The sequence below is a fragment of the Microbacterium sp. ZOR0019 genome (assembly GCF_000800925.1).
In the GTDB taxonomy this organism is placed as follows: domain Bacteria; phylum Actinomycetota; class Actinomycetes; order Actinomycetales; family Microbacteriaceae; genus Microbacterium; species Microbacterium aurugineum.
The window spans coordinates 85,413-105,822 of sequence record NZ_JRKC01000016.1; the positions used below are offsets into that span (position 1 = coordinate 85,413).

Annotated in this window: 17 protein-coding genes; 11 read left to right on the plus strand and 6 right to left on the minus strand. The window is 69.7% G+C overall.

Annotated features, from left to right (window positions below; all coding sequences use genetic code 11):
- Window positions 1-2 precede the first annotated feature (2 nt).
- Together L978_RS05475 and L978_RS05480 are read left to right on the plus strand one after the other, a co-directional pair.
- Window positions 3-863: an exodeoxyribonuclease III gene (locus tag L978_RS05475; RefSeq protein WP_047521093.1), complete on the plus strand. Its 861-nt coding sequence runs from the start codon at window positions 3-5 to the stop codon at window positions 861-863.
- Between the two features lie 11 nt (window positions 864-874).
- Window positions 875-1,684: an HAD family hydrolase gene (locus tag L978_RS05480; protein ID WP_047521095.1), complete on the plus strand. Its 810-nt coding sequence runs from the start codon at window positions 875-877 to the stop codon at window positions 1,682-1,684.
- 3 nt (window positions 1,685-1,687) lie between these two features.
- Here the strand turns inward: L978_RS05480 and L978_RS05485 are convergent, their stop codons facing one another.
- The 3 genes from L978_RS05485 to L978_RS05495 are packed head-to-tail and all read right to left on the minus strand — an operon-like array spanning window position 1,688 to window position 3,471.
- On the minus strand, window positions 1,688-2,344 hold the full coding sequence (locus tag L978_RS05485) for a dihydrofolate reductase family protein (RefSeq protein WP_052193358.1): 657 nt from the start codon (window positions 2,342-2,344) through the stop codon (window positions 1,688-1,690).
- Window positions 2,345-2,354: 10 nt separating this feature from the next.
- Window positions 2,355-3,032, minus strand: coding sequence for a winged helix-turn-helix transcriptional regulator (locus L978_RS05490; RefSeq protein ID WP_047521097.1), 678 nt, complete (start codon window positions 3,030-3,032; stop codon window positions 2,355-2,357).
- Window position 3,033: 1 nt separating this feature from the next.
- Entirely contained in the window at window positions 3,034-3,471 is a 438-nt protein-coding gene (locus tag L978_RS05495) for a VOC family protein (RefSeq protein WP_047521098.1), read from the minus strand.
- Between the two features lie 181 nt (window positions 3,472-3,652).
- Between L978_RS05495 and L978_RS05500 the strand changes: the two genes are divergently transcribed.
- The 5 genes from L978_RS05500 (at window position 3,653) to L978_RS05520 (ending at window position 8,877) form a co-directional block, all read left to right on the plus strand.
- Complete coding sequence (locus L978_RS05500; protein ID WP_047521100.1) at window positions 3,653-4,918, plus strand: sensor histidine kinase; 1,266 nt, start codon at window positions 3,653-3,655, stop codon at window positions 4,916-4,918.
- Window positions 4,915-5,601: a response regulator gene (locus L978_RS05505; protein WP_047521106.1), complete on the plus strand. Its 687-nt coding sequence runs from the start codon at window positions 4,915-4,917 to the stop codon at window positions 5,599-5,601. Before L978_RS05500 ends, L978_RS05505 begins: the two co-directional genes overlap by 4 nt.
- 36 nt (window positions 5,602-5,637) lie before the next feature.
- A complete protein-coding gene (locus L978_RS05510) occupies window positions 5,638-6,810 on the plus strand; it encodes a benzoate/H(+) symporter BenE family transporter (RefSeq protein ID WP_047521113.1) in 1,173 nt (390 codons plus the stop codon).
- 97 nt (window positions 6,811-6,907) lie between these two features.
- Window positions 6,908-7,792, plus strand: a complete 885-nt coding sequence (locus L978_RS05515; RefSeq protein ID WP_047521115.1) for an ABC transporter ATP-binding protein — start codon at window positions 6,908-6,910, stop codon at window positions 7,790-7,792.
- Window positions 7,789-8,877: an ABC transporter permease gene (locus L978_RS05520; protein WP_047521117.1), complete on the plus strand. Its 1,089-nt coding sequence runs from the start codon at window positions 7,789-7,791 to the stop codon at window positions 8,875-8,877. The genes L978_RS05515 and L978_RS05520 overlap by 4 nt, the downstream gene beginning before the upstream one ends.
- Window positions 8,878-8,974: 97 nt before the next feature.
- Here L978_RS05520 and L978_RS05525 read toward each other — a convergent pair whose 3' ends face one another.
- A complete protein-coding gene (locus L978_RS05525) occupies window positions 8,975-12,445 on the minus strand; it encodes a proline dehydrogenase family protein (protein ID WP_047521119.1) in 3,471 nt (1,156 codons plus the stop codon).
- A 134-nt stretch (window positions 12,446-12,579) separates the two neighbouring features.
- Here L978_RS05525 and L978_RS05530 point away from each other — a divergent pair, with 134 nt between their 5' ends.
- The 3 genes from L978_RS05530 to L978_RS05540 all read left to right on the plus strand — a co-directional run bounded on the left by L978_RS05530 (window position 12,580) and on the right by L978_RS05540 (window position 15,756).
- Entirely contained in the window at window positions 12,580-13,488 is a 909-nt protein-coding gene (locus L978_RS05530; protein WP_047521121.1) for a LysR family transcriptional regulator, read from the plus strand.
- A 109-nt stretch (window positions 13,489-13,597) separates the two neighbouring features.
- On the plus strand, window positions 13,598-14,185 hold the full coding sequence (locus L978_RS05535) for a nitroreductase family protein (RefSeq protein ID WP_047521123.1): 588 nt from the start codon (window positions 13,598-13,600) through the stop codon (window positions 14,183-14,185).
- An 83-nt stretch (window positions 14,186-14,268) separates the two neighbouring features.
- Complete coding sequence (locus tag L978_RS05540) at window positions 14,269-15,756, plus strand: glycosyltransferase (protein ID WP_047521125.1); 1,488 nt, start codon at window positions 14,269-14,271, stop codon at window positions 15,754-15,756.
- 194 nt (window positions 15,757-15,950) lie between these two features.
- On the opposite strand, the gene L978_RS05545 is transcribed toward L978_RS05540, so the two are convergent.
- Both L978_RS05545 and coaBC read right to left on the minus strand, forming a co-directional pair.
- Entirely contained in the window at window positions 15,951-18,161 is a 2,211-nt protein-coding gene (locus tag L978_RS05545) for an ATP-dependent Clp protease ATP-binding subunit (RefSeq protein WP_081996930.1), read from the minus strand.
- Window positions 18,162-18,259: 98 nt separating this feature from the next.
- Window positions 18,260-19,459, minus strand: coding sequence for a bifunctional phosphopantothenoylcysteine decarboxylase/phosphopantothenate--cysteine ligase CoaBC (coaBC, locus tag L978_RS05550; RefSeq protein ID WP_047521173.1), 1,200 nt, complete (start codon window positions 19,457-19,459; stop codon window positions 18,260-18,262).
- Window positions 19,460-19,526: 67 nt separating this feature from the next.
- Between coaBC and L978_RS05555 the strand changes: the two genes are divergently transcribed.
- Window positions 19,527-20,228 (plus strand): NRDE family protein, encoded by a 702-nt coding sequence (locus tag L978_RS05555; protein ID WP_047521127.1) that lies wholly within the window; start codon window positions 19,527-19,529, stop codon window positions 20,226-20,228.
- Window positions 20,229-20,410: the final 182 nt, after the last annotated feature.

A 20,410-nucleotide genomic window follows, 5' to 3' on the forward strand; every position in this document is an offset into this window, starting at 1 on the left:
GCATGCGCTTGGCCACCTGGAACGTCAACTCCATCCGCACCCGCGTCACCCGCACCGTCGAATTCGCCGTCCGCGAAGACATCGACGTGCTGGCGATGCAGGAGATCAAGTGCAAGCCGGAGCAGTTTCCCTACGCGCCGTTCGAGGAGGCCGGGTACCACGTCGAGGTGCATGGGCTGAACCAGTGGAACGGGGTCGCGATCGCGAGCCGCCTGCCGATCACCGATGTGCGCACGGCCTTCGACGGAATGCCGGGCTTCGCCAAGGGCCACGAGGGTCCGGATGCTCCTCTCGAGGCGCGCGCTCTCGGCGTCATGGTCGACGGAGTCCGGGTGTGGAGCCTCTACGTGCCCAACGGCCGGTCCCTGGAAGACCCCCACTATCTGTACAAGCTGCACTGGCTGGAGCAGCTCAAGAAGTCGACCGCGGCCGAGCTCTCGGCGAACCCCGACCTCCCGCTCGCCCTGGTCGGCGACTTCAACATCATCCCGTTCGATCACGACAACGGCGACCCCGACATCGTGATCGGCCGCTCCACCCACGTCTCCCCGCAGGAGCGCGACGCGTTCTTCGCGTTCCAGGATGCCGGGGTCACCGACGTGGTGCGCCCGCTGATTCCCGAGGGCTTCACCTACTGGGACTACCAGCGGCTGAAGTTCCCCCGCAACGAGGGCGTCCGGATCGACTTCGTCCTGGGCTCGCGCACGCTGGCCGAAGCGGTCACCGGAGCCTCCATCCACCGTGACGAGCGCAAGGGCGAACAGCCCAGCGACCACGTACCGGTGGTGGTCGACCTCGATGGGCGCCGGTTGGGCACCGGTGGCGCTGAGGACGACGACGACCTGCCGATGATCTTCTCCTGAATGCCGATCCGATGAGCGTGCGACTGATCGCCACCGACCTCGATGGCACCCTCCTGGACTCGACGTCGTCGGTCAGCACGCGCACCCGCGCGGCGCTCGACGCGGCACGGGAGCGCGGCATCCATGTGGTCCCCGTGACGGCCCGCCAGCCGATCGGACTGCGAGCCATCGCCGCGGATGCGGGTTTCGACGGATGGGCCCTGTGCAGCAACGGCGCCTACGCCGTGCGCCTCGACGACGGACGGATGCTCTTCGCGGAAGAGCTTCCACCCGAGACGATCCGTGCCCTCGCCGAGGCTCTGCGCGCGAGCATCCCTGGCCTGTTGTTCGCGAGCGTGCGCGAGGCCGGCGAGACGTTCGTGGCCGAAGACGGTTACGCCGCGATCGCTGCACTCACCGACCACAAGCGCGACCCCGCCACGATGGGCGGCGTGCCGCTGGAGCAGGTGCTCGCCGCCCCCAGCCTGAAGTTCGTGATCCGCCACCCCGAACTCGCGCCCGACGCGCTGTTCGACACGGTACGTTCTCTCGGGCTGACCGGCTTCGAGGCGACGCTCTCGGGCGCTCCGTTCGTGGAGGTCATGGCCGAGGGCGTCACCAAGGCCACCGGCTTGGCCCGACTCTGCGAGCACCTCGGTATCGACCGCACCCACGTGGTGGCCTTCGGCGACGCGCTCAACGACGTCGAGATGCTCCGCTGGGCAGGGCGCGGCGTCGCGATGGCCGACGCCGAACCCCTCGTGCAGGATGCCGCAGACGAAACGACCTCCTCCAACGATCAGGACGGTGTGGCGCGGGTGATCGAGCGGCTTCTCGGCTGAGGCTCAGCCCTCGAACGTCCCGACCTGCGGCACCCGATCGGTCCGCGCGTAGCGGAGCAGCATCACTCCGGCCTCGTCGACGATCGGCGGCTCCAACAACCGCAGCACCGAGGGAAGCGCATCGTCGTCGAACACCTTCTTGCCCGCGCCGAGCAGCAGCGGATACACCCAGAGGTTCAGCTCGTCGAAGAGCCCCTCGGCGAGCAGCGTGTGGACGAAGTCGATGCTGCCGATCACGTGCACTTCGCGGTGGGCCGCCCTCATCGCCGCGACCTCCGCGGCGAGGTCGGCACCGACGCGCGTGCTGCCCTCCCAGTCGAGCGTGAGATTCGCATCCCGGGTCGCGACGTACTTGGGCACGCGGTTGAAGAGCCTGCCGATGTCGCCGGACTCGCCCGAGGTGTGATGCGGCCAGTATGCGGCGAAGATGTCGTACGTGCGCCGGCCGAGCAGCAGCGCGTCGAGCCCGCGCATGCCCTTCTCGATCTCAGGCCCGACACCGGACGAGGGGTATCCGGCCTGCCAGCCGCTGAACCGGAAACCGCCGGAGGGGTCCTCATCGGTGCCGCCCGGCCCCTGAGCGACGCCGTCGAGGGAGGTGAAGAGATCGATCAGGATGCGGCCGGAAGCCTGTTGTTCATCGGGATACGGGCTGTTCATGTCGTGCTCCCTAGGTCAGTCGTGCGATGCGGAAGGTGTCGGCGAACGAGTCCAGCAGCGATTCGTCGCCCCGGACGACCGCGACGATGTCCTGCGCGAGGGCCTCTGCCGGGGTGACATCGCCGCCGATGAGGCGACGGATACCGGGTCCGGCGACGATCACCGCGTCCGGAGCGCCGTCGGGAAGACGTGCGCCGACCGGCGGCGCCGGAGGTGCGATCTGCGCGACCCGGAGCTCGCCGCCGTGCACGGACGCGCGGAGCGCGACGTCGCCGACATGCAGCTCGTACTCGGCATCCACGGCGGATTCCGCCTGGAATGCCGTGCGCAGGGCCATCGTGAGCGAGTCGGGCGTGACGACGTCACCCTCTGCGGGATCCCCCATCGCCTGGAACCCCCATCGTCCGAGGGCGAGCATGATCGGCTCGAACGAGCGCCCGTACGGGGTGAGTTCGTACACGAGCCCGCAATTGAGCAGCGGCACCCGCCGTACGACCCCACCCTCCTGGAGATCCTTCAGCCGGGTGGACAGGATGTTGGTCGGAATGCGCGGCAGGCCCTGCTTGAGGTCGGTGTAGCGACGGGGTCCGACGAGCAGATCACGGACGATGAGCAATGCCCACCGCTCCCCGATCAGCTCGACCGCCGTCGTCACACCGCAGTATTGGCCGTAGCTGCGCGCCCCCATGTCAGGCCGACGCGGCGGTGTCGGCCACGTGGTCCGGCCCGTTCTCGACGGCTTCGGGGGTCATGTAGAGGAAGCCGAGGGAGTTGCCGTCCGGGTCGTCGAGGTCGCGCGAATACATGAAGCCGTAGTCCTGCGCGGGCTTCGGCTCGGATCCACCGGCGGCCAGGCCCTTGGCGAGGATCGCGTCGACCTCCTCGCGCGAATCCTGGCTGAACGCGACCGACACCTGCAGAACGTCGTTCGGGTCGGCGATGGGCTTGTCGGTGAACGTCTCGAAGTACTCACGCCGGAGGATCATGAAGTAGATGTCCTCGCTCCACACGACGCACGCGGCGTTCTCGTCGGTGAACGGAGGGCTGATCTCACAGCCCAGCGCCACGTAGAAGGCCTTGGCGCGTTCGAGGTCACGGGTGGGCAGATTCACGAAGACCTTGGTCATGTCGACTCCCTTGTCGGTGTGGATATCGGTGTGGACCCATCGATCGTGAGCCCTGTCGACCAGCTTGTAAAAAACAACTTTGCTTGTCAATAGCAAGTGATCGCTGGCAAGCAATCGTTCCTACCCACCGATCCGCCGCCAGGGGGATGCCGCGGCCGACGCCCCGCCCTACGGTGGAGGGATGGCCGCCGAACCGTTCACCCGCACGCCGACCGAACGCGAACGGCGCAACGACCTCTTCCTGGCGCTCGCACTCTTCGTCGGCGCGATCCTCAGCGCAGCCCTGTCCTCGATCGCGCAGGTGTACGGCGACGAGCAGGCCGAGCTGTGGACCGCGCTCGTGTACGCGGTCGTCGTCGCCATCCCTCTCGCCTTCCGTCGTCGTTGGCCCGGCACCGTCGCGGTGGTCGTCTCCGTCGCCTACTTCGCCGCCGTCACCGTGCGGGTTCCCGAGATCTATGTCGGGAACATGGCGATGTTCATCGCCCTCTACACGGTCGGCGCCTGGATGAACGACCGCCGGCGTGCACTGATCGTGCGGGTGGCGATCATCGTCGGCATGTTCCTGTGGCTGCTGATCACGATGTACCGCGATGCGATCACGGAGGCGGACGACGCCGATGTCATCGCCGGAGCCATGTCACCCTACGTCGCGTTCATGCTCATCCAGCTCCTGCTGAACGTGCTCTACTTCGGCGGTGCGTACTACTTCGGCGAGCGCTCGTGGGCGGCCGCGGAGCAGCGGTCGGTGCTCGAAGATCGCACGGTCGAGCTGGAACGCGAGCGCGAGGTCACGGCGGCACAGGCCGTCGCCCTCGACCGGGTGCGGATCGCCCGCGAGCTGCACGACGTCGTCGCCCACCACGTCTCGGTGATGGGCGTGCAGGCGGGGGCGGCGCGTCTGGTGCTCGATCGCGACACCACCGAGGCCGCACGCATCCTCTCCGGCATCGAGGGGTCGGCGCGCGACGCGATCCACGAGCTGCGCCAACTGCTGGAGACTCTGCGCACGCCCGGCGGCGAGGCCACCGACACCGCCTCCACACTCACCCTCGACGACATCGCCGCGCTCGCCGAAGCATCGACCGAGGCGGGGCTGCCGACCGACTATGCCGTGATCGGCGAACCCGTCCCGGTTCCCTCCCTCGTCGCCGTGAACCTGTACCGGATCGCACAGGAGTCGCTGACGAACGCCCGTCGCCATGCGGGCTCCGGTGCCACCGCCGATGTCCGTGTGCGCTACGACGACGACGGCGTCGAGGTCGAGATCGTGAACACGGGGCGCGCGGTCACCCACGTGCGTCCGGGGCTCGGTCAGCTGGGAATGCGAGAACGCGCCGCGGCATCCGGCGGCACTCTCGAGGTGACCTCCCGGCCGCTCGGCGGGGTGCGCGTGCGGGCCAGGGTGCCGCTCCCGACCCCGGACCGGGCGGGAGCGCGCCGATGAACGGCCCGATCCGTGTGCTGCTGGTCGATGACCATGCGCTGCTGCGCGCGGGCTTCCGCACCATCCTCGACACCCAGCCCGACATCACCGTGGTGGGGGAAGCGTCCTCGGGCGCGGAGGCCGTCGCTCAGGCATCCGCGCTGCACCCCGACGTCATCACGATGGACGTGCAGATGCCCGACATGGACGGTATCGAGGCGACCCGACGAATCGTCGCCGACCCGGAGATCACCGCGGCCATCGCGATCGTCACCACGTTCGATCGCGACGACTACCTGTACCAGGCACTGGATGCGGGAGCCAGTGGCTTCCTGCTCAAGAACGCCGGTGCCGAAGACCTGATCGCCGCCGTCCGCGCGCTCGCCGCCGGCGACGGGATGCTCGCTCCCGAGGTCACACGCCGCGTTCTGGCACGGTTCGCCGCCGCCCCCGCACAGCCGATCGCGGCCCCCTCGATCGAGAGCGCCGCGATCCCGAGGCTCACCCTCGCCGAGCCCCTCACCGAGCGCGAGGCCGAGGTGCTGACGCTGCTCGCCGACGCCCGCAGCAACTCCGAGATCGCCAGGGCGCTGTTCATCGGTGAAGCCACGGTGAAGACGCATGTCTCCCGCATCCTGCAGAAGCTCGGCGCGCGCGACCGGGTGCAGGCGGTGGTCCTCGCGCATCGCATGGGTCTGGCGTGAGCACCGCGGCCCGCCGCGCGCGCTAGCCTCGGAGCCATGCCCGAAGCCGCACCCCTGTCCCGTCCGATCCTGGCGGGGGTCGTGACGGCACTCGTCGGATTCACCAGCTCCTTCGCCGTCGTGCTGACCGGGCTCGACGCCGTGGGAGCGGACGCGGCGCAGGCGGCGAGCGGACTCCTCGCGGTCAGCCTCACGATGGGACTCGCGTGTGTGGTGCTCGCGTGGCGGTATCGGATGCCGATCACGGTCGCGTGGTCCACACCGGGTGCGGCACTCCTCGTCGCGACCGGCACCGTCGAGGGCGGCTGGTCGGCGGCGGTCGGCGCGTTCCTGGTCACCGCCGCCCTGATCCTGCTCACGGCTCTCTGGCCCGCGCTCGGCGCCCTGATCGCGCGCATCCCTCCGTCGATCGCGCAGGCCATGCTCGCCGGTGTCCTGCTGCCGCTGTGCCTGGCGCCGATCACGGGCATCGTCGCGAACCCCTGGGGCGTGGTGCCGGTCGTGCTCACCTGGCTGGTGTTCGCCCGCCTCGCGCCGCGCTGGGCGGTACCGCTCGCCTTCGTGGCGGCGACCGTGGTCGTCGCAGTGTCACTGATCGGCGCGGGCAGCACGTTCGACGCCGCGCTGCTTCTGCCGCGCCTCGAGTTCACCGCCCCGACGTTCACGGTCGGCGCGCTGGTCGGTCTCGCCCTCCCCCTGTTCATCGTGACGATGGCCTCGCAGAACGTCCCGGGGATCGCGATCATGCGCAGCTTCGGATACGAAGTGCCGTGGCGCCCGGCGATGCTCGTGACGGGTGTCGGCACCGCGCTCGGCGCCACCGCCGGTGGGCACGCGATCAACCTCGCCGCGATCAGCGCCGCCCTCGCCGCCTCACCGGATGCCGATCCCGACCCGAAACGTCGCTGGGTCGCCGGCGTCTCGACCGGGGCGTCGTACCTCGTGCTGGCGGTGTTCTCCGCCGCGTTCGCCGCGCTCGTGGTGCTCGCGCCCACGGCGGTGATCCCCGCCGTGGCCGGTCTGGCGCTCTTCGCCGCCTTCGGATCGTCGGTGCAGCAGGCCATCGACGATCCCGGCGAGCGCATCCCCGCCGTGGTGACCTTCCTGGTGGCCGCCTCCGGGATCGCGGTGCTCGGCGTCAGCGCCGCGTTCTGGGCGCTCATCGCCGGGCTCCTGGTGCGCACGGTGCTGCGCGCAGGGCGCTCCTGATCCCCTCCTCCCCCGGACGGGTGATCCCACGGACTCCGCCGCAGGGGGGATGCCCTGGAATGCCCACGGTCCGTAGCGTGAAGACATGACCACAGGAATGCTCGAACTCTCCGGCATCACCAAGAGCTACGGCTCTCGGCGCGTGCTCGATGACGTGTCCTTCACGGTCGCCCCCGGGCGACTGACGGGCTTCGTCGGCGGCAACGGCGCCGGCAAGACCACCACCATGCGCATCGTCCTCGGCCTGCTCTCTTCGGACGGTGGCGACGTCACCCTGGACGGGGCGCCGGTCACCGCGGAGGATCGCCGGCGCTTCGGCTACATGCCCGAGGAACGCGGTCTCTACCCCAAGATGAAGGTGCTCGAGCAGATCGTGTACCTCGCGCGGCTGCACGGCTTCGGCAAGCAGGATGCCACCGAGCGAGCGACGACTCTGCTCACCGAGCTGGGCCTCGGCGAACGACTGAACGACACGATCGAGTCCCTGTCGCTGGGCAACCAGCAGCGTGCGCAGATCGCCGCCTCACTCGTGCATGACCCCGAGGTGCTGATCCTCGACGAGCCGTTCTCCGGCCTCGACCCCCTCGCGGTCGACGTGGTCGCGGGCGTCCTGCAATCCAGCGCGGCGAAGGGTGCGTCCATCCTCTTCTCGTCCCACCAGCTCGACGTGGTCGAGCGCCTGTGCGACGACCTCGTCATCCTCGCCGGTGGCACGATCCGCGCGGCCGGTTCCCGCGACGCACTGCGCGCCGAGCACGCCCGTGACCGCTACGAGTTGGTCTCGGCAGGTGACGCCGGCTGGTTGCGCACCGAACCCGGCGTGACGGTCGTCGACTTCGAGGGCGGGTACGCGCTGTTCGATGCGGACGGTCCCGAGACCGCTCAGCGGGTGCTCCAGTCCGCGGTGCAGCGCGGAGATGTCGCGAGCTTCGCCCCCAAGCATCCGTCCCTCGCCCAGATCTTCAAGGAGGTCATCCGATGAGCGCTCCGACCCCCGTCCGCAGCCCCAACGGCATCTGGCTCGTCGCCGAACGCGAGATCGGATCGAAGCTTCGCAGCAAGGCCTTCCTGATCTCCACCGGCATCCTGCTGGTGCTCGCCCTCGCCGGCATCATCCTCGGTGGCTTCGCGAGCAAGAACACCGACGCGATGCCGGTCGCCGCGACCGCCGAGACCGCGGCCGCCGTGTCCACCCTCCCGAACGTCGAAGTCACCGAGGTGTCCGACCAGGCCGCCGCCGAGAAGCTCGTCCGCGATGACGAGGTCGATGCCGCGGTGCTCCCGGGCGACGGCCCCTCCGGCTACACGATCATCGCGCTGCAGGACGCCCCCGGCTCGCTCGTCTCGGCGCTGTCGATCTCACCCGAGGTCGTCATCCTGGAGCCGGCGACGACCAACCCTCTCCTGCGCTACTTCATCGCGATCGCCTTCGGACTCGTGTTCATGATGGCGGCGGCGACGTTCGGCGGCACGATCGCGCAGAGCGTCGTGGAGGAGAAGCAGACGCGCGTGGTCGAGGTGCTGCTCTCGGCGATCCCGGCGCGCACGCTGCTCGCCGGGAAGGTGATCGGCAACACGGTGCTGGCGATGGGGCAGATCCTCGCCCTGGCGGCGGTGGCGACGATCGGTCTGATCGTCACGGGTCAGCGCGAGGTGCTCACCACGCTCGGGTCGCCGATCATCTGGTTCGCGGTCTTCTTCCTGTTCGGGTTCATCCTGCTGGCGGCGATGTTCGCGGCTGCGGCGTCGATGGTCTCGCGACAGGAGGACATCGGCTCCACGACCACACCGATCACGATGCTGATCATGGCCCCGTACATCCTGGTCATCGTCTTCAACGACAACCCGCTGGTGCTGACGATCATGTCGTACGTGCCGTTCTCCGCTCCGGTCGGTATGCCGATGCGCCTGTTCGTCGGCGAGGCGCAGTGGTGGGAGCCGCTACTGAGCCTGGTGATCCTGCTCGCCAGCTGTGTGGCGGCGATCGTCATCGGCGCGAAGATCTACGAGAACTCGCTCCTGCGCATGGGCTCACGGGTCAAGCTCTCGGAGGCCCTGCGCGGCTGACGCGCACCCACCGCCGACACCCCGTCTGAGTGTCGAAACCCCCTGCTGCCGACGTCGGCAGCAGGGGGTTTCGGCGCTCAGCGGGGGTCTCGAGCGATCAGATCACGTCGTCGCCGAGGGTGGTGGGGTTGCCGAAGCGGTGGTTCGTGATCGACACGGCCTGCTCGTGCAGGAACGGGAGCATCTCGACGCGGCCGGCACCGGTCACGGCATGCGACCACACCGCCACGTCCGGGCTGCCCTCGAGCGCCTCGAACAGCGCGGATGCCTCGCCACCGACCAGACGGACCCGCTGCCACGTGTTCGCCGCCTTGGCGTAGCGCGTGGTCCATGCGGCATCCGACTCGCGCTTCACGGTCACGCCCTGCGCACGCAGCACCTTCTCGATGCGGGAGGGCAACGCCGGAGCCGACACCGTGAACGGGCTGCCACTGCGGAGGGCGGCGGCGAGCACACGGACCCCGTCGGCGAGCACCGCGTCCTCGGAGATGCGCACGTCGACCGCGACCGGGCGGTAACGGAAGAGGTTGCGCTCGACGCCGAGGTCGGACTTGTCCGACACGGCGCCGAACTCGTCGATCCAGGCGCGCTCATCGGATGCGGCGGCGCGCCGCAACCAGTCCGACGAGGTCGCATCGACATCCGCCCCCGCGGCGTCGAGCAGGGCGGCGACGGCCGGAGCGACGGCGGCACCGGGAGAGACAGCGGGAAGCTCCGCCGGAACCCACTCGCCGAGGCCGTGGAGATAGTTGGGTCCGCCGGCCTTCGCGCCCGCACCCACGGCCGAGCGCTTCCACCCGCCGAACGGCTGACGCTGCACGATCGCACCGGTGATGCCGCGGTTCACGTAGAGGTTGCCCGCCTCGACGCGGTCGAGCCACGTGGTGACCTCACCGGAGTCGAGCGAGTGGATGCCGGCCGTGAGGCCGTAGTCGACCGCGTTCTGCAGGCGCAGCGCCTCGTCGAGGTCCTTGGCGTGCATGATGCCCAGCACCGGGCCGAAGAACTCGGTCAGGTGGAAGTACGACCCCTCGCGCACACCGGTCTTCACACCCGGCGTCCACTGCGTGCCCTCGGCGTCGAGCTTTCGCGGCTCGACGAGCCAGCGCTCACCCTTCTCCAACGTCGTGAGCGCCCTGAGCAGCTTGCCGTCGGCGGGCTCGATGATCGGACCCATCTGGGTGGCGGGGTCATCGGGCAGACCCACGCGCATCGACGTGACGGCATCGACGAGCTGACGCTCGAACCGCTTCGAGTCGGCGACCGATCCGACGAGGATCGCGAGGGATGCCGCGGAGCACTTCTGCCCCGCGTGCCCGAACGCGCTGCGCGCGACGTCGGCGGCGGCCAGGTCGAGGTCGGCGGACGGCGTGACGATGATCGCGTTCTTCCCGCTCGTCTCGGCGAGGAGCGGCAGGTCGGGGCGGAAGGAGCGGAACAGCTGCGCCGTCTCGTACGCCCCCGTGAGGATCACCCGATCCACCGCGGGTCCGGCGACCAGGCGGGTGCCGAGGTCACGGGAGGCCAGGTCGACGAGCGCGAGCAGATCGCGCGGCACACCGGCGGCCCACAGCGCCTCGACCATCACGGCACCGCAGCGCTGCGTCAGCTTCGCGGGCTTGATGATGGCGGCCGAGCCCGAGGCCAGCGCCGCGAGCACCCCGCCGGCGGGGATCGCGACCGGGAAGTTCCACGGCGGCGTGACCACGGTGACCTTCGACGGCACGAACTCCGCACCCGAGACGGTCTCGAGGTCCTTCGCACGCTCGGCGTAGTAGTGCGCGAAGTCGATGGCCTCGCTCACCTCCGGGTCGCCTTCGGCGATGGTCTTGCCCGCCTCGTGGGCCATGATCTCCAGGAGCTGCCCACGACGAGCCGCGAGTTCGTCTCCGGCGCGATGCAGCACGGCGGCGCGCTCGGCAGCGGGGAGGGCGGCCCACTTCTCGGCCGCGGCGGTCGCCGCGGTGAAGATGCCGTCCAATTCGGCTTCCGTCTCGACCTTGGCGATCGCGATCGTGTCCAGCCCCAGGGTCGATCCGACCGAGCGACCGAGGATCGCCCGTCCCCACGCGCGGTTGGCGGCGATCGCGGGATCGGTGTCGGCCTGGTTCCGGAAGCCGTCGGTCGTTGCGGCGTCTGCCTCTGCGGTGCGGTCCTGCACACGGTGCGGACCGGGGACGAACCCGGGCTCATCCGTCGCGAGCGCGGCCAGCGAGCGCTCGAAGCGCTCCCGCTCCCGGGTCAGCAGGGTCGGGTTCGAGGCCAGTTCGAACACCGCCGACATGAAGTTCTCGGAGCTGGCGTTCTCCTCGAGACGACGCACCAGGTAGGCGATCGCCACATCGAATTCGGCCGGGTTCACGACCGGCGTGTAGAGCAGGAGGCGACCGACGTCCTTGCGGACGGCCTCGGCCTGCCCGGTCGCCATGCCGAGCAGCATCTCGTACTCGACCAGCGGGTCCGCACCCGTCGGATCCGCCACGCCCCGTGCCTGGGCGAGCAGCCACGTGTAGGCGATGTCGAACAGGTTGTGACCCGCGATGCCGATGCGCACGGCGTCCAGGCGCTCCGGCGTCATGGCCCAGTCGAGCACCCGCTTGTAGTTGGTGTCGGAGTCCTGCTTGGTGCCGTAGGTGGCGAGCGGCCAGCCGTGGATCGCCGCGTCGACCTCTTCCATCGCGAGGTTCGCGCCCTTGACCACGCGCACCTTGATCGGCGCTCCGCCCTTGGCGCGGCGGGCGGCGGCCCACTCCTGCAGGTGCTGCATGGCACCGAGCGCATCCGGCAGATACGCCTGCAGCACGATGCCGGCTTCGAGGTTCTCGAGCCCCGGCTGGTCGAGGATGCTCGTGAAGGCCGCGATCGTCAGGTCGAGGTCGCGGTACTCCTCCATGTCGAGGTTGATGAACTTCGCCTTGCCCTCGGCCTCGGCCGCAGCCGCCAGTTCGTAGAGCGGGGTGAGCTTCTCGACGACGTCTGCGACGGCCTCGTCGAACGACCACATCGAGAGCTGGCTGACGACGCTCGAGACCTTGATCGAGACGTAGTCGACGTCGTCACGGGCGAGGAAGTCACGGGTGCCGCGCAGACGGTGTCCTGCTTCACGCTCGCCCAGCACCGCTTCGCCGAGGAGGTTCAGGTTGAGGCGGTTGCCACTCTTGCGGAGCTTCGCGATCGCGGGGCCCAGCTTGGCGGGGGTCGCATCGAGCACCAGGTGCCCGACCATGGCGCGCAGCACACGACGGGAGATCGGCACGACGACACCGGGCAGCTTGGGCGCCCAGAAGCCGCCCGTCTTGATCGCGGCGCGCAGGTAGCCGGGCAGCAGACTCGGGGTGATGTCACTCAGCTCGGCGAGCGTGCGCCCGGCGACGCGCAGATCTTCGGGTCGCATCACGCCGTCGACGAAGCCGACCGTGAACGCGAGCCCGTTCGGGTCTTTCAGGACCTCGGAGAGGCGCTGGGCGGCAGGCTCGACGGGGTGGGTCTCGCTCTCGGCGAGCCAGCGCTGCACGAGGGCGGCGACCTCTTCGGTGCGGGGAGTGGTGGTGTCGGCGGCGACAGGCATCGGTGGGACCTTCCAAGAGAGCGCACACCGGGGTTTCGTGTGCGGCTGGATCATTGTCCTGCCACTCGGTAGGCTCCGTCTATCAACCGATTCGAGTGGGTTCTGTTCACTCTGACTGAACGGATGGAACGCGCGTGCTGGACGTCAATCGGCTGCGGATGCTGGTGGAGCTGTCGCGGCGCGGAACGCTGTCGGCCGTCGCCGATGCCCTCTCCTACAGCAAGGCCTCGGTGTCACAGCAGCTGAGCGCACTGGAGCGCGATGTGGGCGTGCCGCTGCTGCGCCGGGTGGGGCGCGGAGTGCAGTTCACCCCGCAGGGGAACGTGCTCGTCGCCGAGGCCATCGGCATCCTCGATCAGCTCGAACACGCCGAGGTCGCCGTGGCTGAATCGCTCACCGAGGTGACGGGCACCGTGGGCATCGCGGTGTTCCAGTCGACGGCGCACTCCCTCCTCCCCCGCGCCCTCCGGGCCCTGAAGGATCGGCACCCCGCATTGCGCGTCGAGGTCACCGAGTGCGACCCGGAGACCGGCCTCGTCGGGGTGTCCAGCCGGGACTTCGACCTGATCCTGGCCGAGCAGTACCCCGGACGCACCCGCCCGATCCACGCGGATCTCGACAGGGTGGAGCTCGCGCATGATGCGATCGCGCTCGCCCGACGCCCCGGAGCCCCGACCCCTGCGGATGCCTTCGCCGCACTGTGGTCGACCCGCGGGGAGCCCTGGGTGCTCGAGCCCGCCGGTACCGCTTCGCGAGCGTGGGCGGAACAGCTGTGCCGCACGGCCGGCTTCGAACCGGACGTGCGCTACGAGATCGCCGACCTCACGGCACATGTGCGACTGATCCATGCGGGGCTCGCCGTCGGGCTGCTGCCCGACCTGGTGTGGGCGGGTGACACCCCGACCGTCGACCTCACCCCGCTCCCTCATGACCCACGGCGCGAGATCTTCTCCTCGGCGCGCCGCGTGTCGGCGGATGCCCCGTCGATCCGTGCGGTCCGCAGCGCGCTGGCTGACGCGGCCACGCACAACCTCCCGGACTGAGGCGCCGGGAGCCGGACCGCGCACCCGGGAATATGCATGCACATGCATCTGTTCAGTCCCGTGTACCCGGACGATGGAGTCCGATCCCCTCCGTCCGAAAGGCACTTCTGTGAGCACTCCCGTCATCGACCGCACCGCACCGACCGAGCACCCCGTCCTCGACGTCCTCGCCGGCCGCTGGAGCCCCCGCGCTTTCGACGCGCAGAACACGATCGACGAGGCCAAGCTCGCCACCGCGCTCGAAGCGGCCCGTTGGAGCCCGTCCGCCAACAACACGCAGCCCTGGCGCTTCATCGTCGCCCGCCGCGGCACCGCCCTGCACGCGCAGGTGGTCGACGCGCTGATGGGCTTCAACCAGGCCTGGGCGGGCAACGCCGCCGTCCTGGTCGTCGCCGTGGCCGAGACCGCGACCGCCGACGGCACGCCCCTCACCCACGCCCTCTACGACCTCGGCCAGGCTGTCGCGCACTTCTCGGTGCAGGCACACCACGACGGCCTGCTCGTGCACCAGATGAGCGGCTTCGACCCCGAGGTCGTCCGCGAGTTCGCCGATCTCGAACCGCGCTTCGTCCCGGTCACGGTCTTCGCGGTCGGCGAGTTCGGTGACGTGAGCGCGCTCCCCGAAGTGCTGCAGGAGCGCGAGGTGGCGCCGCGCGTCCGTCGCCCCATCGCCGAGTCGGTCATCCTCAGCGCCTGACACCCGGTCGGGCACCCGTTCTGGGGGTGCTGCCACAGACATCCCCCAGGCTGCGCAGAAGCGTCGAACCTAGGGTTGCTCGGGTGCTCCACGCTCACCCTCAGCTTCCTCCCGCTCGGCACTTCGCGCTCACCTGGGGGATCGCCGATCAGCACGGAGGGATGACGAGCGCGATGCTGCGGCGCTCGCGGGCGTTCCGCCGTCTCGGCGGAGTCGACGTGGACATCCTGACGCTGGACGACCGCCCCGACTACCCCGAGTTCGCGGATCGTCTCCACGCCGCAGGTGAGCTCATCGACGGGTTGCGCATCCGCAACCTCTGGGACGAGCTGCGTCGGGAGTCGCCCCGACCACGCGGGACCACGCCGACCGCCGCGGAACTGCTGGTGCCGCAGGCGGGCGACGTGGTCGCGTCCCACGACGGCACCGTCCTGAGCCGCGCACGCCGCGACGATGCCGGCCGGATGCTGGTGGATCGGTTCCGCCGCGACGGCTCGCTGCTCGCCACCGAGCGCCCCGGCGACGACCGGAAGGTCGTGCTCTACTCGACGGACGGCGCACCGCTGCGGGGGTGGCGCACGACGTGGGGCCTGTACCGCTGGTGGTTCGACCGCCTGACCGGCAAGGCACCCAGCTTCCTGCTGGTCGACTCGAAGACGGCCGCGCGCTCGGTCGCCGACTATCGGCGGGACAACGTCGTCACGGTGCACATCGTCCATGCGTCGCATCGCGTGGGCGGGCGGCCGGGGACGCTCCGGGCGACACGCGAATCCGTGCTGCGTCGCGCCGGGGAGTTCGACGAGATCGTCGTCCTCACGTCGCGACAGCGCACCGATCTCATCGAGGATCTCGCCGCGATCGACGTCGCGGCCCGGGTCCGCACGATCCCGAACGCGGTCGCCCTGCCCCCGCGCGCTGCCGTGACCCGCGACGCGTCACGCGGCGTCGTCGTCGCCTCACTCACACGCCGCAAGCGACTCGAACACGCGGTGGAGGCCGTCGCTGTCGCCCACTCCGCCGATACGACGATCGATGCCGACATCATCGGAGAGGGCCCACGCGAAGCAGCCCTGGAAGAGCACATCCAGCACCTGCACGCCGACGGTCATGTGCACCTGCGCGGATACGACTCCGACGCACGCTCAGCGTTCCGTTCCGCGGGATTCAGCCTGCTCACATCGACCTCCGAAGGGCTGCCGCTCGTGCTCGTGGAGAGTATGGCCGCCGGCTGCATCCCGCTCGCCTACGACATCCGCTACGGCCCTGCCGACATGATCAGCGACGGAGTCGACGGCTTCCTCGTCCCGGACGGCGACGTCCAGGCCCTCGCACGACGCATCGTCGACCTGCAGGCCATGCCCCCCGCGTCTGTCGAGGCGATGCGTCGTCGCGCGGTGGCCCGCGCCTCGGAGTTCTCCGATGACGCCGTCACACGACGCTGGTCGCGGGAGTTGCGGGCTGTGTACGACGCGAAGCTGTTCGCCGCCGCGCGCGATCAGCCCCGGCTCGTGCGCCTGCGTCGTCGTGCGGGTGCGCTACGACGCCGGGCGCTCTGGATGCTCGGCCGCTGAGCGGTCGGTGCCGCACGGTCGGTGCCGCGCCCACACACACCTCCCGCATACCCCCACGCGCGCACACGCGCCGCGAAGGAGAACTCGCGCTTTGAAGGAGGCTTTGACGCATCTCCTCCTTCGTAGCGTGAGTTCTCCTTCAGACAGTGAGGCGGGCGAACACCACGGCCCACGCAACTCAGTCCTGATACGGCTCAGTCGTCGAGCAGCTCGGCCTCGATCACCTCGTCGTCCTGGGGCTCGGGCTCCGGTGTCGTCGCGGTGAGCACGAGGCCCGAGCCGTCTGCGGCCACGTCGACCCGCACCGTGTCGCCATCGTGCACGCCGCCCGAGAGCAACGCCGTCGCCAGCTTGTTCTGCACCTCGCTCTGGATGAGGCGGCGCAGCGGTCGGGCTCCGAACATCGGGTCGTACCCGCGCTCGGCGAGCCAGGCCCGCGCATCGGGGGTGACCGCGAGGGTGAGGCGACGGTCGCGCAGCCGGTCGTGCAGCTGATCGACGGAGAGCTCCACGATCTGGGCGAGGTCGTCTTCGCTCAGCGCCGAGAACATCACGATGTCATCCAGTCGGTTCAGGAATTCCGGACGGAACGCCTGCCGCACGAGCGCCATGACCTGGTCGCGCTTCTCGTCCGGCCCGAGCACCGGGTCGATCAGGATCGGCGATCCCAGGTTCGATGTGAGGATCAGGATCACATTCGAGAAGTCGACCGTACGACCCTGGCCGTCGGTCAGGCGACCGTCGTCGAGCACCTGCAACAGCACGTCGAACACCTCGGGGTGGGCCTTCTCGACCTCATCGAGGAGGATCACGCTGTACGGCCGACGACGCACGGCTTCGGTCAGCTGACCACCCTGCTCGTAGCCGACGTACCCCGGAGGGGCGCCGACGAGACGGGACACCGAGTGCTTCTCGCCGTACTCCGACATGTCGATGCGCACCATGGCGTGCTCGTCGTCGAACAGGAACTCCGCGAGCGCCTTGGCCAGCTCGGTCTTCCCGACACCGGTCGGGCCGAGGAACAGGAACGAGCCGGTCGGGCGACCGGGGTCGCTGATCCCGGCACGCGAACGACGAACGGCGTCGGACACGGCCTTGACGGCATCCTTCTGTCCGATCAGTCGCTTCCCGAGCTCGTTCTCCAGGTGCAGCAGCTTCTCGCTCTCGCCCTGCAGCAGTCGGCCGACCGGGATTCCGGTCCACGCGGCGATCACGGCGGCGATGTCCTCTTCGGTGACCTGCTCGTTGACCATGCGCGGCTCGGCGGGTGTCGCGGCTTCGGCCTGCTCCGCCTCGGCGATGTCGCGCTCCAGCCGCTTGATGGTCTCGTACTCGAGCTTCGAGGCCTTCGTGTAGTCCGCGTTGCGCATCGCGAGATCGCGCTGGGTGATCGCGTCGTCGAGCTGCTTCTTCAACTCACCGACCCGGTTCAGGCCCTGCCGCTCGCGCGCCCATCGGGACTCGAGGCCGGCGAGCTCCTTCTCCATCTCGACCAGGTGCTCGCGGAGCACGCCGAGGCGCTCCTTGGATGCGGCATCCTTCTCCCGCTTGAGCGCGAGCTCCTCGAGCTTCATCCGATCGACCTGCCGCTTGAGCTGGTCGATCTCGACGGGCGAGGAGTCGATCTCCATCTTGAGCCGGGACATCGACTCGTCGATCAGGTCGATCGCCTTGTCGGGCAGCTGTCGGGCCGGCAGGTACCGGTTCGAGAGCGCAGCGGCCGCCACGAGGGCGCTGTCGGAGATCGTGACCCCGTGGTGCGCTTCGTACCGCCCCTTGAGGCCACGGAGGATCGCGATCGTGTCCTCGACCGTGGGCTCGCCGACGTAGACCTGCTGGAAGCGACGTTCCAGCGCGGCGTCCTTCTCGATGAACTCGCGGTACTCGTTGAGCGTGGTGGCGCCGATCAGCCGCAGCTCACCACGGGCCAGCATCGGCTTGAGCATGTTGGAGGCGGCGACGGATCCTTCTCCCCCGCCGGCACCCATGAGCACGTGCAGCTCGTCGATGAAGGTGATGACCTGTCCGTCGGACTCGGTGATCTCCTTGAGCACCTGCTTCAGCCGCTCCTCGAACTGCCCGCGGTACATGGCACCGGCCACGAGGGCGGAGATGTCGAGGGTGACCAGCTCCTTGTCCTTGAGGGATTCGGCGACGTCACCCGCGACGATGCGCTGGGCGAGTCCTTCCACGACGGCGGTCTTGCCGACGCCGGGCTCCCCGATCAGCACGGGGTTGTTCTTCGTGCGGCGGGTGAGGACCTGGCTGACTCGACGGATCTCGCTGTCGCGTCCGATCACGGGGTCGAGCTTGCCCTGGCGGGCGCGGTCGGTGAGGTTGATGCCGAACTGCTCGAGGGCGGACTGCTGTTCTTGATTCTGGCTACCGGTCTGCGGGGTGGTCATGCGCTCCTCCTGGAGATGCTCCTTCTGGTCGTCTCCCGCCTGCCGGGTCGGAAGGCGGGATCAAAGTTGAGTGGTGTTGACTCAAGTTTAGCATTCCTTCAGCGTGCGCGTGCGATCGCATCCCAGATCGCGACCGCGACCGCGCGCTTCGACCCGGATGCACTGCCCGCGTCGGCACCGTGCGGTCCGAGGATGTGCACGGCGTTCTCGGGGCTCTCGAATCCCCGCTCCCACCCGACCTCGTTCACGATGAGCAGGTCCACGCCCTTGCGCTGCTGCTTGCGGCGGGCACGGGCGAGGAGCTCCGATGCATCCTCCGGAGTCTCCGCGGCGAACCCGACCACGAGCTGACCGGTTCGCCGCTGCGAGGCGAGCGCCGCGACGATGTCCTCGTTCTCGACCAGCTCGATGGCGGGGATCCCACCCCCCTCCTTGGTGAGCTTGCGCTCCGACACCGCCGCCGGTCGATAGTCCGCCACCGCCGCCGCCATCACGACCACATCGGCGAGGGAGGACTCATGCTTCATCGCCTCGGCGAGCTCTGCCGCCGTCCCGACCGGCACGACCCGGATCGACGGGTGCCGCACCTCGGCGAGCACCTCGCCCGAGATGTTGGCCGACACCAGGGTCACCTCGGCCCCTCGGGCGGCGGCCTCCGCAGCGAGCGCCGCCCCCTGCCTGCCACTGGAGCGGTTGCCGAGGAAGCGCACCGGATCGATCGGCTCGCGGGTGCCCCCCGCCGAGACGACCACGCGCACACCGGCGAGATCACCGGGAGTCAGCAGCGCCTGGGCGGCGGCGAAGATCTCCTCGGGCTCCGACATCCGGCCGGGGCCGCTGTCACCGCCGGCGAGCTCTCCGTCCGCGGGGCCGACGACGTGCACACCGCGCTCCCGCAGCGTCGTGATGTTCGCCTGCGTCGCGCGGTTCCGCCACATCTCCGCATGCATCGCCGGGGCGATCAGCACCGGAGCCTCGGTGGCGAGCAGGGTCGTGCCGAGGAGGTCGTCGGCGAGCCCGGCGGCCATCTTGGCGATCGAGTTCGCCGTCGCCGGCGCGACGATCACCAGCTCGGCGTTCTGCCCCAGGGCGACGTGCCGCACCTTCGCGACGTCGTCGTGCACGCTCGTCGTGACCGCATGACGACTGATCGCCTCCCAGGTCGGGAGCCCCACGAAACGCAGGGCGTCCTCCGTGGGCACCACGGTCACGTCGTGCCCACCCTTCGTGAGCAGGCGCACGAGGTGCACCGTCTTGTACGCGGCGATGCCGCCTGTGACTCCGACCACGATGTTCACGTCTCGATTCTGCCCCAGCATCCGCCGCCATGGGCCGGCACCTCTTCCTCGACCTAGACTTGGACGCGTGTGCACGGTTGTCATCGATGTCGAGAGGGCCGGCTCGGCACGACTCCTCGCGGTCCGCGACGAAGATCCGCTGCGGGCGTGGGACTCCCTCGGACCGTGGTGGCCGGAGGACCATCCCGGTGTGATCGGGATCCGCGATCGCCGTGCCGGGGGCGCCTGGCTCGCCGCGAACCCCGCCGAACGCCGGCTCGCCGTGCTGCTGAACCGCGCGGACGTGAGCGACCTCCCCGCCGCGCGGGCCGTCTCCCGCGGCGCCCTGGCACTGGAGTCCGTGCAGGGGCGCTCGCCCGTCGCTCCCCTGTCCATGCACGGCTTCAACTTGCTTGAGGTCGGCCCCGAAGGCGCCCGCGTGCTGTCGTGGGACGGCGTCGAACTGCGCGAGACACGCATCGATCCCGGCACGCACATGATCGCGCACGATGACCTCGACGATGCCACGACCCCGCGGATCGAAGCCTGGCTGCCGGAGTTCCGCGCCCTGGGCCCGACCGCTGACAGCGCCGACTGGACGGCTGAGTGGACCGCGCTCCTCGCCTCCTCCGCCGAGCTGCCGCCCGAAGACGACCGGGCCATCATCCGCGACAACCGCCCGCACGGCTATCCCACCCAGTCGCTGCTGTACTGCATCGCCACCGTGACCCCCGAGGGCGTCGAGGTCCGCGACGTGACACTCCCCTCCCCCGCGCACTTTCCGGAGTGACACTCCCCCCTCCCGCCCCCCACTCCCGCACTCCCGCAATCCCGCACTCCCGCCGAGACCCCCGCCTGTCGTCGACACCCCTCCTGTGTCGCGCCGCCCAGCGGGGGCGTCGGCACTCAGCGGGGGCGTCGACTTGATCTTGCACCGAAGGGGGAGAGGGAGGGAGGGGGGAGAGAGGGGGA